Source organism: Corynebacterium sp. KPL1818 (genome assembly GCF_000478135.1).
In the GTDB taxonomy this organism is placed as follows: domain Bacteria; phylum Actinomycetota; class Actinomycetes; order Mycobacteriales; family Mycobacteriaceae; genus Corynebacterium; species Corynebacterium accolens.
In genome coordinates, this window is sequence record NZ_KI515758.1 from 766,877 (window position 1) to 783,959 (window position 17,083).

General features: G+C 60.6%; 14 protein-coding genes and 1 tRNA gene. 8 read left to right on the forward strand and 7 right to left on the reverse strand.

The genetic code is table 11. The annotated features are described in order from the left end of the window. Positions 1-14: 14 nt before the first annotated feature. A complete protein-coding gene (locus tag HMPREF1261_RS03560; protein WP_023030005.1) occupies positions 15-644 on the reverse strand; it encodes a DedA family protein in 630 nt (209 codons plus the stop codon). 246 nt (positions 645-890) lie between these two features. Between HMPREF1261_RS03560 and topA the strand changes: the two genes are divergently transcribed. Continuing rightward, on the forward strand, positions 891-3,872 hold the full coding sequence (topA, locus tag HMPREF1261_RS03565; protein ID WP_023030006.1) for a type I DNA topoisomerase: 2,982 nt from the start codon (positions 891-893) through the stop codon (positions 3,870-3,872). A gap of 26 nt (positions 3,873-3,898) precedes the next feature. Then, positions 3,899-4,657: a hypothetical protein gene (locus HMPREF1261_RS12150; RefSeq protein WP_023030007.1), complete on the forward strand. Its 759-nt coding sequence runs from the start codon at positions 3,899-3,901 to the stop codon at positions 4,655-4,657. Here HMPREF1261_RS12150 and HMPREF1261_RS03575 read toward each other — a convergent pair. Both HMPREF1261_RS03575 and HMPREF1261_RS03580 read right to left on the reverse strand, forming a co-directional pair. Further along, positions 4,650-5,858, reverse strand: coding sequence for a DUF418 domain-containing protein (locus tag HMPREF1261_RS03575; protein WP_023030008.1), 1,209 nt, complete (start codon positions 5,856-5,858; stop codon positions 4,650-4,652). The genes HMPREF1261_RS12150 and HMPREF1261_RS03575 overlap by 8 nt on opposite strands. After that, entirely contained in the window at positions 5,858-7,390 is a 1,533-nt protein-coding gene (locus tag HMPREF1261_RS03580; protein WP_034657889.1) for an adenylate/guanylate cyclase domain-containing protein, read from the reverse strand. Before HMPREF1261_RS03580 ends, HMPREF1261_RS03575 begins: the two co-directional genes overlap by 1 nt. 37 nt (positions 7,391-7,427) lie before the next feature. On the opposite strand from HMPREF1261_RS03580, the gene HMPREF1261_RS03585 reads away from it, so the two are divergent. The 3 genes from HMPREF1261_RS03585 (at position 7,428) to HMPREF1261_RS03595 (ending at position 9,391) form a co-directional block, all read left to right on the forward strand. Next, entirely contained in the window at positions 7,428-8,627 is a 1,200-nt protein-coding gene (locus HMPREF1261_RS03585; protein ID WP_023030010.1) for a DNA polymerase III subunit delta', read from the forward strand. A 123-nt stretch (positions 8,628-8,750) separates the two neighbouring features. Further along, positions 8,751-8,826, forward strand: a tRNA-Thr gene (locus tag HMPREF1261_RS03590). 88 nt (positions 8,827-8,914) lie between these two features. Beyond that, a complete protein-coding gene (locus HMPREF1261_RS03595; RefSeq protein ID WP_023030011.1) occupies positions 8,915-9,391 on the forward strand; it encodes a hypothetical protein in 477 nt (158 codons plus the stop codon). Here the strand turns inward: HMPREF1261_RS03595 and HMPREF1261_RS03600 are convergent. Further along, a complete protein-coding gene (locus HMPREF1261_RS03600; protein ID WP_023030012.1) occupies positions 9,375-10,997 on the reverse strand; it encodes an AMP-binding protein in 1,623 nt (540 codons plus the stop codon). The two genes, HMPREF1261_RS03595 and HMPREF1261_RS03600, sit on opposite strands and share 17 nt — an antisense overlap. A gap of 152 nt (positions 10,998-11,149) precedes the next feature. Here HMPREF1261_RS03600 and HMPREF1261_RS03605 point away from each other — a divergent pair, with 152 nt between their 5' ends. Genes HMPREF1261_RS03605 through HMPREF1261_RS03615 form a run of 3 tightly spaced genes read left to right on the forward strand, consistent with a single transcriptional unit; the run spans position 11,150 to position 13,735 of the window. Beyond that, the gene (locus tag HMPREF1261_RS03605; RefSeq protein ID WP_023016607.1) at positions 11,150-11,968 is read left to right on the forward strand and encodes a GDSL-type esterase/lipase family protein; all 819 of its coding nucleotides are present in this window, start codon (positions 11,150-11,152) and stop codon (positions 11,966-11,968) included. A 52-nt stretch (positions 11,969-12,020) separates the two neighbouring features. Then, on the forward strand, positions 12,021-13,121 hold the full coding sequence (locus HMPREF1261_RS03610; protein ID WP_023028189.1) for an S-(hydroxymethyl)mycothiol dehydrogenase: 1,101 nt from the start codon (positions 12,021-12,023) through the stop codon (positions 13,119-13,121). Beyond that, positions 13,121-13,735 (forward strand): MBL fold metallo-hydrolase, encoded by a 615-nt coding sequence (locus tag HMPREF1261_RS03615; RefSeq protein WP_023030013.1) that lies wholly within the window; start codon positions 13,121-13,123, stop codon positions 13,733-13,735. The genes HMPREF1261_RS03610 and HMPREF1261_RS03615 overlap by 1 nt, the downstream gene beginning before the upstream one ends. Here the strand turns inward: HMPREF1261_RS03615 and rfbA are convergent. The 3 genes from rfbA to rfbB are packed head-to-tail and all read right to left on the reverse strand — an operon-like array spanning position 13,732 to position 16,975. Then, on the reverse strand, positions 13,732-14,580 hold the full coding sequence (rfbA, locus tag HMPREF1261_RS03620) for a glucose-1-phosphate thymidylyltransferase RfbA (protein ID WP_023030014.1): 849 nt from the start codon (positions 14,578-14,580) through the stop codon (positions 13,732-13,734). The genes HMPREF1261_RS03615 and rfbA overlap by 4 nt on opposite strands. Before the next feature lie 2 nt (positions 14,581-14,582). After that, complete coding sequence (gene rfbD, locus HMPREF1261_RS03625; protein WP_023030015.1) at positions 14,583-15,968, reverse strand: dTDP-4-dehydrorhamnose reductase; 1,386 nt, start codon at positions 15,966-15,968, stop codon at positions 14,583-14,585. Between the two features lie 2 nt (positions 15,969-15,970). Next, positions 15,971-16,975 (reverse strand): dTDP-glucose 4,6-dehydratase, encoded by a 1,005-nt coding sequence (gene rfbB / locus HMPREF1261_RS03630; protein WP_023030016.1) that lies wholly within the window; start codon positions 16,973-16,975, stop codon positions 15,971-15,973. Positions 16,976-17,083 lie beyond the last annotated feature (108 nt).

The following is a 17,083-nucleotide window of genomic DNA, read 5'->3' on the forward strand; positions in this document are numbered from 1 at the left end:
AGGGGGTTAGAGCCCTAGGGCGTTTCGGCGTAGCCGCGGCGGGTATCCCACCACTCCATGATGCTGTTTTGGGCCTTTTGCAGTCCCAAGCCGATGAAGATGGCGGCGATAATGCTGATGACCATCGCAAATAGTGGGGTATCGGAAAACGCCATGCCGCCCACATAACCAATGGCCAAAGCCTGGAATACCCAGAGCATCACGCCAATGGTGTCGAAGAAGAGGAAGACCGGCCAGGGAAAGCGCATTGACCCCAGCAAAATGGTCATAAAGAGCCTGGCTGAGGGGATAAAGCGGGCAATGATAATGGCCGCGCCGCCGCCGCGGCGCACATTGCGTTTTACCCAGGAGAGGGCCTCGTAGGCCTTCGTTCCTTTTTGAATGCGGTTAAGCAGCGGCATGAACCGCGTGCCCAGCAAAAAGCACAGGTTATCGCCCAACATGGCGGCTACAAGTGCCACAAAGAACATGGTGGGCAGGTGCGGAAATCCCTGCGAGCCGTTCCAAGCGCCGACCATATTCAGTGGGATTTCAGAGGGGAGCACTGGAAAGAAACAGTCCCCGAAAATGAGCAGGCCCACGATGGGATAAACCCACTCCGTGCCCATGATGGCTTCAATCCACATGGTTACTGTGTCAACCATCTAATCCTCCACGGGGTGTGTTGTGGGTGTGCTATCGTCCCCAACAATGCTTTCACAGCTGCTGGACTTTCTAAAAAGGTCAGTATAGACCGGTTCGGTGGGGGTGCGAAGTGCCCCCTACACAGCCTTTTGGTGTTACCGAGTATATGGTGCGAAGAACGGTATAAACCACCTGTGTACGCTAGGGGCGATTGCTGAAAGCGCACAAATTTTAATGTTCGCATCATCGAAAGGGATGAAGTCGAAGTGGCAGAAGCGGCCGAGCCGGGCAAAACTTTAGTGATTGTGGAGTCGGCAACTAAGGCGAAAAAGATCCAGCCGTACCTGGGAGATAACTACATCGTGGAGGCCTCCGTGGGCCATATCCGCGATCTCCCGCGGGGCGCTGCCGACGTGCCGGCGAAGTTCAAGAAGGAATCTTGGGCCCGCTTGGGTGTTAATCCGGAAGATGACTTCGCCCCGCTCTACGTCGTCAGCCCGGATAAGAAGAAAAAGGTCGCTGACCTCAAATCCAAGCTGAAGCAGTGCGATAGCCTCTTGCTGGCAACAGACCCGGACCGCGAGGGCGAGGCCATTGCTTGGCACCTGTTAGAGGTCTTAAAGCCCAAGGTGCCGGTGCGCCGCATGGTCTTTAATGAGATCACCAAGTCCGCCATCTTGGAGGCGGCGGAAAACACCCGCGATTTGGACTATGACCTTATTGATGCCCAAGAAACCCGCCGCATCCTCGACCGCCTCTACGGCTACGAAGTATCCCCGGTGCTGTGGAAGAAGGTCATGCCGCGCCTTTCGGCCGGGCGCGTGCAGTCGGTGGCCACGCGGGTCATCGTCGAGCGCGAGCGCGAACGCATGGCGTTTATCTCCGCCGATTACTGGGATTTGCTCGCCACCTTGGACGCGGGGGCGGGCAGTGGCGAGGGCCCGTCGGCCTTTGACGCGCGCCTGACCGCGGTCAATGGCAAGCGCGTGGCTGTGGGCCGCGATTTCGACGATCGCGGAAATGTGAAGACCAAGGACGTCATCGTCATCACCCAGCCGCAAGCGGAGGCCTTGGAAAAGTCTCTGCAGGGCGCGGGCATGACAGTAGCCGGGGTAGAGCACAAGCCCTATACCCGCAAGCCTTATGCGCCGTTTATGACCTCGACGCTGCAGCAGGAGGCGGGCCGGCGCCTGCACTTTACCTCTGAGCGCACGATGCGCATTGCACAGCGCCTTTACGAAAACGGCCACATTACGTATATGCGTACGGACTCCTCTTCGCTGTCCAAGCAGGGCTTGAACGCCGCGCGTAGCTCCGCTACCAGCATTTATGGCGAAGAATACGTCTCGGATTCCCCGCGCGTTTATGACCGCCGCGTCAAAAACTCGCAGGAGGCGCACGAGGCGATCCGCCCCGCCGGTGAGTCCTTTGCCACCCCGGGTCAGCTGTCTAGCCAGCTGGATGCGGAGGAATTTAAGCTTTATGACCTGATTTGGAAGCGCACCGTGGCCTCGCAGATGGCCGATGCCAAGGGCACCTCCATGAAGGTGGCGGTCGCCGGCACCGCGACCACGGATAATGGCGCCTATGATGTCGAGTTCTCTGCAACCGGCCGCACCATTACCTTCCCGGGTTTCTTGAAGGCTTACGGCGCCGACGAGGATACGAGCAAGAAGAGCGAGAACCGCCTGCCGCACCTGGAGCAAGGCCGCGATCTGAAGGCCGAAGAGGTCTCGGCAGAAGGCCACTCCACCAACCCGCCGGCGCGCTATACCGAAGCCAGCCTGGTGAAAAAGATGGAAGACTTGGGCATCGGGCGCCCGTCGACGTATGCCTCTATCATCAAGACCATCCAGGACCGCGGCTACGTGGTCTCGCGCGGCAACGCCCTGGTTCCCTCTTGGGTAGCCTTCGCCGTGGTGGGCCTCTTGGAGGAAAACTTCACCGAGCTGGTGGATTATGACTTCACCTCGTCCATGGAAGATGAGCTGGACTCGATTGCCACCGGCACGGAGGATGGCACGGACTGGCTCAACGGCTTTTACTTTGGCAACGCTGAGGCCAACGAGCACAAGGCGGCCTCCATTGCGCGGCATGGCGGGCTGAAATCGCTTATCGATGTCAACCTCGAGGCCATCGATGCCCGCAAGGTCAACTCGCTCAAGCTCTATACCGATTCGGAGGGCCGCGAGGTCTTCGTGCGCGTCGGCCGCTACGGGCCCTATATCGAGCGCGCGATCGGCACCAACGAGGACGGCAGCGTGGAATACCAGCGCGCCAACCTCTCGGAGACGGTGACCCCGGATGGGCTGAATGAACAGCTGGCGGAAAAGCTCTTTGCTACCTCGCAGGGCGGGCGCCAGCTGGGCGAAAACCCTGAAAACGGGCGCATGGTGGTGGCGAAGGAAGGCCGCTTTGGTCCCTATGTCACCGAGGTCGTCCGCGATGATGAGCGGGAAAAGGCCGAGGCGGAGGCCTTGGAGATCGTCGCGAAGGAGCGCGCCGAAGAGGATAAACAGCGCGCCGAGGAAGGCAAGCGCGCCAAGAATTGGGAGACCAAGACAGCCGCGAAGCAAAAGGAAAAGCGCATCAATGACTACATTGATGAGAAGCTGAAGCCGGGCACGGCCTCGCTTTTTAGCTCGATGGAGCCGCTGACCGTCACGCTGGAACAGGCCCTTGAGCTGCTATCCCTGCCGCGCGAGGTGGGCGTGGACGACGGGGAGATGATCACCGCCCAAAACGGCCGCTACGGCCCGTACTTGAAGAAGGGCACGGATTCGCGCTCGCTGGCTAAGGAAGAGCAGATCTTTAGCATCACCCTGGATGAGGCCCGCCGCATCTATGCGGAGCCGAAGCGTCGTGGCCGCGCGGCCGCACAGCCGCCGCTGAAGCAGCTCGGCGATAATGACGTTTCGGGCAAGCCTATGACCGTTAAGGATGGCCGCTTCGGCCCGTACGTTACGGACGGCACCACCAATGCGTCCCTGCGCCGCGGCGACGATCCGGAGCAGCTTACCGATGCCCGCGCCAACGAGCTGCTTTCCGAGCGCCGCGCCAAAGAGGCCTCTGGGGAGACGAAGAAGAAGTCCACAAAGAAGTCTTCTAAGAAGAGCACAAAGAAGTCGACCAAGAAATCGACGAAGAAGGCCACTAAGAAGGGCACGAAGAAGGCGGCTAAGAAATCCAGCTCGAAGCCTTCGCCCGGCACGAAGAACGTGGTGAAGGCCGGCTCGCGGAAGAAATAAGTGCAGAGATAAGTAAGGTGGCGGGCATGAATGATTTTCTTGCCCGCACCGAGGAAGGCGCCGCGGCCTTGACCCGCGCGGTGTCTGAAACTTTTGCTGATGTCACCGACCCAGCCCGGCGCACGCCGCGGGGCTGGCGGCGTTTCGCGTACCTAGCGCTAGGCGAGTCCACGGTGTGGTCCCGCCTCTTTGGCTGGAAGAAGGCCCACGCCGTCACGAGCGCGCCGCTTCTGCCGCTTTTGGCGGCGGAGGCGCAGGACCCCACCCTGAGCCCCGCCTTGTTGGCCGGCGCGGTGGGGCAGGCGGAAAAATCGCGCCGCTTGCATCACCCCTCTTTCCTTGGGGTAGCCGGCGTTAGCGCTAGCCACGCGGCATATTCTTGGGTGCTTTATCGGCGCGGCGCGCGCAACGATGCCCGCGGGTGGGGCCTGCGCGCCATGGCGTGGGCGGCGGCGCTCCTCGCCACGCGCAAGCAGCCCACCCGGACCGCGGTAGCGGTGGGCGGCGCGGCGGTGCTGACCACCTCGGCGCTGGCGGGCGATCCGCGCCTGCGCACCGATGCGACGAAGGGCTTGAGCCACGGCGCCAATCTCTTGGTAACGGCGGAGGGCCTGACGGCACTGCGGGCGCGACTGTCTTTTGCTGAGTCTCAGCAGAAGACGCGGATACTGAAGAAAAATAAGAAACAAGCCAAGCCCACGAAGGTGGCCCGGGCGGTGGGCGCGGCGGAGGCCGGTGCCTTTGCCTTGGGGCACTTCCTGCTAGTCGATGCCCTGACTAGGTAAGGTCCTGACTGGGTAAGCTCCGCTCCGGCTGCATGCTCGGGCCATAAGATAGCCGGCGGTGTACCACCTCGAAGGGCCCGCGCAGGCCTAGCGCTTCGAGCACGCAGGCGCCGATTACGGTGACCAGCCACACGCCGCAGGCGAGGGCGGCTTGGCCGAAGGCGCCTAGCTCGTGGCCGTAGTCCAGCGTGAAGGGGTGCACGATAAGGAAAAACAGTATCGACTGGCCCACATAACCGCTCATGGATCGCTTTCCCAGCGCGACGAAGGGCCACAAGAAGGCGGGCACGGAGGCGCCGGCCGCAAGGCGTTCTTGCACGGGCTGCAGGATAAGCGCGAGCCCGGCGAGGATTCCGGGCCCGGTTAGCACGCCGAGGGTGGAATTGGCGCTACTGGCGGCGTTCGCCCAGCGCTCATCAATGACCCCGAGGGTGCCTAAGGACCACAGCGTGCCAATGACCAGCGTTACGGCGGCGGCGATGGCCACCCAGCGCAGGAGTTGGGGGCGGTGAGAGGGGACATCGGCAAGCACGCCCTCGCGCGCCCACACAAAGCCCACCAGCATGACCGGCAGGTACATCAGCACGATGAGCGGGGCGGAGATGATCTGCGCGCCCAGGGTGAGAAGCTGGCTGAGCAGCAGGTCACCGTAGGAATTTACCGTGCCAACGGCATCGACGGGGATATCGAGCCCGCCGTCAATCGCGGAGAAAATAAACGTGGCGATGCCGAGCACCGTCAGCACCCCGAGCGCGATATGAGAAATCTTGCGCAGCGTAGAATTGTGCAGCGTGAGCAGCAGGGCAATGACTATGCCCGCTATGCCGTAGACAAACATGATATCGCCCCAAAACAGCAGCACCATGTGCACCGCGCCCAACAGCGCGAGGAAGCCATAGCGCTTGGCGATGACCCTCCTTGCCTCCCCCAGCGGAAATCCCCGCCGCCACAGGCTCATCGCAATAAGCCCCACGCCGAAGCCCAGCAGGGTAGAAAACATGGGTAGGCCGCGGTTGTGCACGAAGAAAGCGCCGAAGACGACGGCGGTTTTATCGAGCACGCTGTCATTGAGGATGCCGCCGAAATACGCGCCCGGCCGGTCCTCTGTGATGATCCACGCGGTGGTCATATTCGCTATCGCGATTCCTAAAAGCGCCATTCCGCGCGCCGCGTCGGGCACGATGAGGCGGGTGCTTGCCATTAGATTTCGCACCTTTCTGCCAGGCTGGCGCGGATGGGGCGCGCCAACTGGGTCATGCGGCGGCGCCCGCGCAGCTCGATGGATTTCATGACGGTCCAGCGGGCCTGTTCGGCCTCGTTGGCGGTCTTTAAGGTAGCAGCATTGGTCAAGACCTGGCCAGGGGTGTCCTTGGCCATTTCGGTCAGGCGGGCGGCCTCGTTGACGGCATCGCCGATGACGGTGTACTCGAAGCGATCCGCGCCGCCGATGTGGCCGGCCACAACGTGGCCGGAGGCGACGCCGATGCCGGCCTGCAGCTCGAGCCCGCGCAATTCCCCGCGCAGCTCGCGGGCGGCCTGCAGCGCCATCGAAGTCGAGTCGTACACGTTGAGCGGCGCGCCAAAGACGGCGAGGGCGGCATCGCCTTGGAACTTGTTGATGATGCCCTTATTGCGGTGCACCACCGTCACGACGTGCTCGAAGAATTTATTGAGCTCCGTGACCACTTCTTCGGGCGAGTGGTTGACCGCGAAGGTGGTGGAACCGATGACATCGATAAACAACACCGCGACCTTCCGGTCCTCGCCGCCCAATTCGGGGCGCTCATCAAGGGCGCGCTGGGCCACCTCGGTGCCCACGTAGCGGCCGAAGATATCGCGGACGCGCTGGCGCTCGCGCAGACCGCGCATCATCTCATTAAATCCTGCCTGCAGGACGCCGAGCTCGGATCCATCGTAGATATCGACCTCGGCATCGGACTCGCCGCGGCGCACGCGGTTAATCGCATCCTGCAGCTCCACGATGGGATCGACCACGCTCATGATGGCGAAGCTGGTGCCGATAAACCCAGTAGCCAGCGCGGTGAGTGCCAGCGCCACGATGGCTGGGATGATCTCGCTGGCATCGCCGGAGAAGAGCCCGGTGTGCTGCCCCAGCAGCACCAACACGATGCCGAGCAGCGGCACGCCGGAGGTCATCAGCCAGGTGGAAAACAGGCGATATTTGATGGGTGGTTCGACGGTGGAATCTTCAAAGCGGCGGGCGACGGCTTGCGCGGCGACGGGACGCACGAGGCGCTCTGCCTGCAGGTAGGTCAAGATGATGACCACCAGGCCCGCCAGGGTGGTGGAGACACCCACGACGAGCCCGAGCCGCCCGGATTGCCCGCTGGAGATTGCCACCGTCAAGATGATGCCGATGAGCCAGACCGCGGCCGCGACCAGGGATTGGTACACGGGGATGCGCAGCACGAGGGTGCGCACCATATTTGGATCGTGTGCATCAGGATTGCGCTGCCAGTCCAGCACGGGGCGGAAGAGCAGCAGGGTAGCGGCGATGCCGATGATGACGGCAAAGATGAGGTAGACCGCCGCCACGCCCTTCAAGTTGGGTAGCTCGGCGGCAAAGTCCTCGATTTCCGGCATGGGCAGGAAATAGAGGATGAAGGTCATGATCGCGATGGCGCCGATGAGATTGGCGCCCAAGACCAAGGCAGCGTATACCGGCCATTGGGTTCCCATAAGCCAACGAGCGCCACGCAATAGTCTGTTCATAACTACTTACTGTAGTAAGACCAGTAGGCTAGAGCGAGTGAATACGGGAAGCGTTGCGCAACGATTGGCAGATACCCCAGGTGTAGCCCGCACTATCCTGGGTGCCGCGCGGGCGGCGCGGGGGATGTCGGGGGCAGATCCGCGGGCGATGAGCCATTCCTGGCTCTTTACCGGCCCTCCCGGTTCGGGGCGTTCCTTGGCCGCAATCGATTTCGCGGCCGCGCTCATGTGCACGGATCCGGAGGAACCGGGCTGCGGAAAATGCGAGGCCTGCCGCGCCGTGCTGGGCACTAAGCAGCACACGGACCTAGTCTTGGTGGACCCGCAGGAGGTCATCATCCCGGTAGATACGGTGCGCGAGGTCATCGGGCGCGCCGCGAGCTTGCCCACGGTCGCCCCGTGGCGCGTCGTGATCTTCAATAACGCGGATCGCCTCAACAATAACGGCGCCAACGCGTTGCTCAAGACGGTGGAGGAGCCGCCGGAGCGCACCGTGATTATCATGTGCGCGCCTTCCGATGCCCCCGAGGACTTCTCCCAGACCCTGCGCTCGCGCTGCCGGCACCTGTACATTCCCTCGCCGTCGGTGGACAATATCGTTGCACAGCTGGTGAGCGAAGGCGCCTCGGATCACGATGCCCGCCTCGCCGCCGTGACTTCCCTGCGCCACGTGGGCAGGGCGCGCCACTTAGTGGCGGATCCGACGGTGCAAAAGCGCCGCGCTGTGGCCATCAACCTGGCCGAGGACATCTTCCACGAATCCCAGGGCTTTCAGGCAGTGACCTCGCTTCTCAAGCTGGTGGATGCGGAGGCGAAGGAATCGCACAAGGAGGAAGAAGAAGCGGAGCTGGCCAAGCTGGAAAATACCTTTGGCGTGGGCGCGAAGGGCAAGGGCGCGGCGAAGGCGCAGCGCGATGCTCGCTCCGCTATCAAGGACCTACAAGAACAGCACAAGAAGCAGGCGAAGCGACGGGTCATCGATAACCTCGACCTGGTGCTCGTCGATCTCTCCGGAATCTACCGCGACGCGCTGATGACAAAGGTGGGCGCGCAGGTGGAGATGACCCACCCGGATTTCGCGGGACTATCTGGCGAGCTGGCGCAGCGGGTAAGCGAGGAGGGCCTCTTGGAGTGCCAGTCCGCCATTTCTTATTGCCGCGAGCAGCTGACCCAGAACGTGGGCACGCAGATTGCTTTCGACGGCTTGGTGGGCAGGCTGCGGCGGGCCTGCCTCTAGCGCTGGGGCTGTCTAGTACCGGGCCGGTGTTAAACGCTGGCCCCGCCAAAAACGAGGCCTGAGCCCCGATTTCTTTTCCGCGCCACCCCTGCGATAGAATCGCCAGTGCTGCTTAAGCAGCGCGCCGCCTTAGCTCAGTCGGTAGAGCATTTCACTCGTAATGAAAAGGTCGCGAGTTCGATTCTCGCAGGCGGCTCCATTTTTATACGTGCGGGTTTCTTCCTTAATATAAACTCTCCTTCAATAGAAGCAGGCCATATGGCCTCGATGAGAGAAGGAACGAGACAGTGCTTATTGCTACCGTCGCAGCAGAAATCCTCTTTTGGGTGTGCCTTATTCTGGGCGGTGTTCTCCGATACATCGTCAAGGCCCCAAGAATTGGACTGGCATTCTTTATCGCTACGCCAATTATTGACATAGTCTTGTTAATTTTCTCATTTTTCACTCTGCATACTGACGGCGAAGCGGGATTCATGCACGGTTTCGCAGCTTTTTATATCGCATTTTCGCTGGTCTTTGGCGGTGATATCATACGCGCGGTTGATCGGAAGCTCAGCGGGAAGTCGAAAACCGAGTCTGGGAATCAGTCCGATAATAATGTAAGAAAATCCGTATATGCCAGTGCGGTGACGGCTGCGATCCTTGTAGTTAGCATCGCGGTGGTAGGGCTAAACGGCAGCTTCTGGTTGATTTATTGGCTTATTGCCGTGCTCTTTACCCCACCGATGTGGTGGGGCATTGAAAAACTTAGTCGCCGTGCTTAAGTAGGCGCGGAACCACCTTGCCGGTGGCATTGCGCGGCAGCTTGGATAGGAAGTGCACATCGCGGGGCACGGAGTGCTCGGCGAGCTTATCGTGCACCCAGGCGCGGATGGCATCGGCAGTCAGATCGCGGCCGGCGGCATCGGCAGTAGGCACCGCCCAGACGGCGATGCGGCTGAAGGTCTCGCTATCCTCCACGCCACCCGCGTGCACCTCATCGATGCCGGGCATGGCCTCGAGCACCTCGGTCACGGACTGGGGGTGGACATTCTCGCCGCCCACGATGATCATGTCATCGGCCCGGCCCACGACGTGGAGGAAGCCCTGCTTGTCGATGTACCCCAGATCACCGATCGACAACAATCCATCGACCCGATTGAGCTTGAGCTTGGGGTTGGTATAGCCGGTCATGGCGGTGGAATTGGTGAGGTAAATTTCGCCCACCTCGCCGCGGGGAACGGGGTGGCCCTCCTTATCGAGGATGCGCAGCTTGGTGCCATTGGCCACCTTGCCCACAACATCGGGGTTTTCTGCGACCTGTTCCATCGTGGCCGTTGAGGCAAGCGCCAGCTCCGTGGAACCATAAACATTGCAGAGGATGGGGCCGAAGCGCGCGTTGGTGTCCTTGACCACCTGCGGGGTAAGGGCATTGCCGGCAGAGGCGATGAAGTTCAGGCTCGAGGTATCGAAAGCGCCCTCGGGATCGTGATCCACCAAGCGCTTGAAAAAGATGGGGGAGGAGAGCATGCCGTCGAGGCGGTAGCGTTGGACATCATCAAGCACCTGCTCCGGCTCAAAAACGCGGCGGGTAACGATGGTATTGCGCAGCCCCAACGCGATATTGATGCAGGCCCACCCCCAAGTGTGGAAGATGGAGGCCGTCATCTGCACGCGCTGATCGGCGCGCCACGGGATATTGCCCACGATGGAGGCGAGGACAACCGGCAAGGTCGGCTCGGGACGGACGATGCCCTTGGGGATGCCGGTCGTGCCGGAGGACATCAGCACGATGGGGCCGTGCTTGGGAAAGGTAGGCAGAGCGATATCCAGGGGATTCTTCACGATCTTATCGAGCGTGGGTAGATCGCTTGCCCCCGTATCGTGGGCGATGATGACCGGGATATCGAGGTTGGGATCGACGCGGTCGATGAATTCATCATCGATGACCAGGACATTAATGCCATTTTCTTCGATGCAGCCGGCCAACTGCTCTGGGGAAGAACCGACATTGAGTAGGTAGATCCCGGCACCAGCGTAGCCCTTGGCACCGAGCGGGATGATGATGCCGCGGCCGTTGCGGGCCATGACGCCGAGCCGGATCTCCGGCAGCTCCAGGGACTTTAGGTAGCGGGCAAAATTCTGCGCGTGGGATCGCAGCTGGCGGTAGGTGAGGGCGCCGTCGTCATCGATAAGCGCGAGGTGATCAGGGCAGGTCAAATAGGCCTGCTCGATTTCACGCGCCGTGGTGAAGCGGTAGCGCGCGAGGTTGGGCAGGAGCTTGATCTGCCCGCTCAGCCCGCCTTGCCGGGTAATCAGCCCCGATTTGAAGAGAGCAGGGAAGAACTGGCTGAGCGCGGACGCGTGGAAAGAAACATCAGACAATTTCATGAAAGAGATAACTCCGAAAAGGCGAAGATAACAAAAATATAACTACGATCGATATCGTTAGAAGAAAAGATGATGTTGCTTCTAACTCGAAAAATGTTACTGGAGTGACTAATCTACACTTAAGTTACAAGGTTTGAAGAAAAGGTCCCTCAATGAAATCCCTAAAACTCAAGGCATTTTCGGTCGTCGCTTCCGCAATTGCGGTGGTGGGCGTGGCGGTAGCGGCGCCGCAGGCTAGCGCGGCAGAGCGCAATCTCGTTTCCTTCGGTGACTCGGTCATGGCGGATCCGAACGGCGGGGAATACTTGAAGGACCGCTTCAATCCAACGCGGGTAATCGGGGAAAACTGCCCCACCTCCTTCAACTATGCGAAGCGGGCCGGCGCCAAGATGGGCCTACCGGTGCGCGATTTCTCCTGCTCTGGTGCGGTGTCGATGTCCAACGGCCCGCAGATTTGGCAGCAGGTGGATGCCGCCATCGGATCGGGCGCGCTGACCCCAGATACCGCGCGCGTGTTGATTACCACCGGCTTCAACGACACCTATAACCACCGCGATCTGAACATGGATCAGATCCGCCGGGAATTTACGGATCGCACCGCCCCGCAGGTTGAGCGGATTAAGCAGGCCGCACCGAATGCCCGCATTCAGATCGTGGGCTACCCCACCATCGGTTCGGGGCCGCACTACTGCCTCGTCCACGTTGGCCCGACGCCGCTGGATTCGACCTTCCTGCCCATGGTTCAGGACTACGAGAATAAGGCGCAGTGGATGCAGGTTGATCTGGCGGCCCGCACCGGCGTGCAGTTTTTGGATATGAAGCCATCGACCCGCAATAACGGCATGTGCGCTAATGCGAATGACCGCATGTGGGCAGGTCTCGTGGACTTTACGGCGGGCGCGGGTAACTTGCCTATCCACATGAACCAGCGTGGCCACGAGCACGCGGCCAATGTGATTGCGGCTTCCTAGTAACTATTTTCATTACCGCGGCCATATTGAAAATGTAGGTATGGTTGTGGACATGACTGTAAAAGCTGTTATTGCCCGCTCTAAGGGCGCGGAAGTTGAGACCGTAAATATCGTCGTTCCCGATCCCGGCCCCAATGACGTCATCGTGCGGGTGCAGGCCTGCGGTGTATGTCACACCGACTTGGCCTACCGCGATGGTGACATCGAGGATGCCTTCCCCTTCCTGCTGGGCCACGAGGCGGCAGGCGTGGTAGAGACCGTAGGTTCCGCGGTTACCCACGTGGAGGAGGGCGATTTCGTCGTCCTGAACTGGCGCGCAGTGTGCGGCGAGTGCCGCGCTTGCAAGAAGGGCGAGCCCAAGTACTGCTTCAATACCCACAACGCGTCTGCTCGCATGACACTCGCGGACGATGATCCGGACGCCGGCACCGAGCTCACCCCTGCGCTGGGCATCGGTTCCTTCGCAGAGAAAACCCTGGTCCACGAGGGCCAGTGCACGAAGGTCGATGACATGGACCCCGCAGCTGCCGGCCTACTGGGCTGCGGCATCATGGCCGGCTTGGGCGCTTCCGTCAATACCGGCGATATCCAGCTGGGCGAGTCCGTGGCCATCTTCGGCTGCGGCGGCGTCGGCGTCGCGGCTATTGCTGGTGCGAAGCTGGCGGGTGCGGCGAAGATCATCGCCGTAGACATCGACGAGTCCAAGCTGGAGACGGCGCGCGAGTTCGGCGCCACCGACACCATTTGCTCGAAGGGCATGTCGGAGCAGGAGGTCATCGATGCGGTGCGCGATCTCACGGGCGGCTTCGGTACGGACGTTTCCATCGACGCGGTGGGCATCCAGCCGACGTGGCGCCAGGCCTTCTACTCCCGCGATCATGCCGGCCGCATGGTGATGGTGGGCGTGCCTAACCTGACCGACCACGTGGACATCCCGGCCATCGACCTCTACGGCCGCGGCGGTTCCATCAAGCCGGCTTGGTACGGCGACTGCTTGCCGGAGCGCGACTTCCCCGCATACGTTGCCCTGCACAAGGCCGGCAACTTCCCGCTGGATAAGTTCGTCTCGGAGCGCATCGCGCTTGACGATGTCGAGTCTGCCTTCCAAACTATGAAGGACGGCAAGGTACTACGTTCGGTGGTGGAATTTTAATGCAGATTGAAAGCACTGTAACTTCTGGCAAGTTCCGCTTGGACGGCGGCGAATGGGACGTGGACAATAACGTCTACGTGCTAGGCGATGCCTCCAGCGTCTACATCGTCGACCCCTCCCACAACCTCGATGCCGTGGCAGAGCTGGTGGGCGATCGCAAGGTTGAGGGCATCATCCTGACCCACGGCCACAACGATCACTGCGAGCTCGCGCCGGAGGCGGCGAAGCGATTCGATGCGGATGTCTACATGCACCCGGACGATGACATGCTCTGGCGAGAGGCGAATGGCGATGCCCACTACATCGACCTAGCCGATAACGGCCAGTTCGACATCAACGGCGAGAAGATCACCGTCTACCACACCCCGGGCCACTCGCCGGGCTGTGTTGTCCTCTACGTCGATGGCACGCTGCTGTCTGGCGATACCCTGTTCAACGGTGGCCCTGGTGCGACGGGGCGCAAGTACTCGGACTTCGATGTCATCATCGAATCCCTGCGCAACGTCGTATTCAACCTGCCGGAAGATACGAAGGTCTTGCCGGGCCACGGCGATGCTACGACGGTGGGCGCAGAAGCGGCGCGCATCGACGAGTACATCGAGCGCGGCTACTAAAAATCGCGCAAGTACTCTCCGTAGCCGGATTTGAGGAGGGGCTGGGCTAGCGCCTCCAGCTCCGCCTGGGAAATGAATCCGGCTTCGTAGGCCGCCACCTCGGGGGAACCGATGACGATGCCCGTCCTTTTCTGCATCACCTCTACGTAGGCGGCGGCCTCGCTCATGGAATCGACGGTGCCGGTATCCAGCCAAACACTGCCGCGGTGGAGGCGCTGCACACTTAGCGCGCCGCGGCGCAGGTAGGCCTCGTTGATGGAGGTAATCTCGAGCTCCCCGCGATCGCTTGGCGTGATGGACTTTGCGATATCGATGACCGAATTATCGTAGAAATACAGCCCGACGACGGCATGATTAGACCGCGGCTCCACCGGCTTTTCTTCAATGCTGAGCGCTTGGCCGGCGTGGTCGAATTCGACGACACCGTAACGCTGCGGATCCGAGACTTCATAGGCAAAGATGATGCCGCCCTCTGGATTGCGGCACTGGCTTAGCTCCCCGCCGAAGCCGTGGAAGATATTGTCGCCGAGAACGAGCGCGACGCTGTCATCACCAATGAAATCCTCCCCAATCAAAAAGGCCTGCGCCAATCCTTCTGGCCGGTGCTGCACGGCGTAATCGATCATCAGCCCGAGTTGCGAACCATCCCCGAAGAGCCTTTGAAAGGCCCCAGCGTCTTCTGGGGTGGTGATGATGAGGATCTCCCGAATGCCCGCCTGGATGAGCGTGGTCAACGGGTAGTAGATCATCGGCTTGTCATAGATGGGCATGAGCTGCTTAGAGATGCCCTTAGTAATGGGATAAAGCCGCGTTCCGGATCCACCGGCGAGGATTATGCCTTTCATCGCTACTCCTCGCTGGCCTTGCTGGGCTCGCCAGGAACGCTAGGGTACAGCGCGAGGTACAAGGCGAGGGCGGCCCGCCAATTCTGCGGGGAAAAGCCCGTGGCCTCGATTTTATCTAGGGCAAGCGTTGATTCTTTGGGCCGTGGTGCTTCGGGGCCAGCGATTTCCCGATACTGTTCGGTGCTTACCGGCGTGACCTCTGATGGGTCGTGGCCCAAGCCGATGAATACGGACATCGCCATTTCATCGCGCCCGACGGTATCGCCAGAATTGGAAATATTATAAATTCCGTACTCGGGCTGGGTGTGCAGGAGATGCGCGATGCCCTTGGCCAAATCCTCAGCGAAGGTGGGGCGTCCGCGCTGGTCATGAATGACCTTTGGCTCCTTATCCGCTTCGGCGAGGCGGCGCATGGTGGCGATGAAGTTTGGGCCATCGCCAAATACCCACGAGGTGCGCACAACATAATGCTGCGGTGCGGTTTGCGCGGCGGTTTCGCCAGCGGCCTTCGACGCCCCGTAGGCGGAAAGGGGCGAGGGAATCTCGTCTTCGGTGTGCAGCTCCTTAGAACCATCGAAAATATAGTCGCTGGATACGTGCACGAAGGTCAGCTGGTTTTCGGCAGCAATGCGGGCGAGCTTGGCCGGCGCTTCGGCGTTGACGGCCCAGGCGGCGGCGCGATCGTCTTCCGCACCATTGACGTCGTTGTAGGCGGCACAGTTGATGATGGCCTCGTATTGCTTCCACTGGCGCTGCGGGGGATTGGTGATGTCGAACTCCGCATGCGTGCAGAACTCGGCATTCTTGAGAACCCGCTTCAGCGCCCTGCCGAGCTGACCATTCGCACCGGTAACGAGGATTTTGCGGGGTGGCATGGGGGTGACGTCGGCAAGCGCAGGCAAGTGCTTGTCTTTTTCTGATACTTCGCGAGGCTCGAGGGGCCACTCCACGGCGTCGAGGTTGATTCCGGTATAGCGCGCTTCGGGGGACCAGTGCTCGTTGACCAGATAAGAATAAGAAGTTTCCTCGAGGGCTTGGAAGCCATTGGCAACCCCGCGGGGCACAAATACGGCGGTCTCTGGCCCCACTTCATGGGTGACGATTTCCCCGAAAGTTTCGGATCCTTCCCGCAGATCGCACCAGGCGCCAAAGATCTTGCCGTTCGCGACGGAGACGAGCTTGTCCCAAGGCTCAGCGTGCAGCCCGCGCGTGGCACCGGTGTGGTTATAAGAAATATTATTTTGCACCGGCTGGAACGAAGCCAATTCTGGTGCGGCCTCACCAAGCTTTTCGCGCTGCCAGTTTTCCTTGAACCAACCGCGGTTATCTCCGTGTACGTCCAGCTCGATGATGCGTAGGCCTTCAATGGCGGTGTTGTGTACCTGCATAATTACTGTCCTTGCTCTTTATAGCGGGCTTCTACAGATTCCTTTTGGGAGCGCCACCACGTTTCGTTATCGCGGTACCAGGCGATGGTATTTTCCAAGCCCGCCCGGATATCGGTAAAGCGGGGCTGCCACTCTAATTCGCGGCGCAGCTTGGTAGCGTCCATGGCATAGCGCTGGTCATGGCCGGGGCGGTCCGCCACGTGCTCGTACAGGGCTCGACCTCCCTGGGTATGTCCCATGATTTCGCAGATTATCTCGATGATGCGCTTATTATCGATGTCCGGCTGGTCAGCGCCGATATTATACGTTTCACCAATCCGCCCCTCTTCGATGATTTTTAGCACCGCCGCGTTGTGATCGTCGACGTGGATCCAGTCACGAACCTGCTCGCCCGTGCCGTAGAGCTTGGGGGTATGCCCGGAGAGGATATTGGTGATTTGGCGCGGGATGAATTTTTCGATGTGTTGGTAAGGCCCGTAATTATTTGAGCAATTAGAAATGGTGGCGCGCAGGCCAAAGGATCGGACCCATGCCCGCACGAGGTGATCGGAGCTCGCCTTGGTGGCCGAATAAGGGCTGGAGGGTGCATAGGCGGTCTCCTCCGTGAACTTGGTATCCGCCCCAATTTCCAAGTCCCCGAAGACCTCATCGGTAGAAACGTGGTGAAAGCGGACATCGTATGCCCGGCAGGCCTCTAGGAGGGTATATGTACCCACCACATTGGTGTGGATAAAAGGGGAGGGATCCCGCAGGGAATTATCATTGTGAGACTCCGCGGCGAAGTGCACTACGATATCCGCCTTAGCGACGAGCGGATTCACCACCGTAGCATCCGCGATATCGCCCTCCACTAATTCCACATCGAGCCCCGCAAGGTTATCCCGGTTGCCGGCATAGGTCAGCTTATCCAAGACGATGATGCGGGTATCTGGGCGGACCTTGGCCATGAGGCGCACGAAATTGGCACCGATGAAGCCGGCGCCGCCAGTAACGAGCATGGTGTGCATGAGTCTCCAGTGTAGGGCAGTCCGTACAAGCGCTGCGCGTGGCCAGCCCCAAAACGCTTGTACACGCACTTCTAGGCCGCACGACATGATCGTACGGCCTGAAGGCAC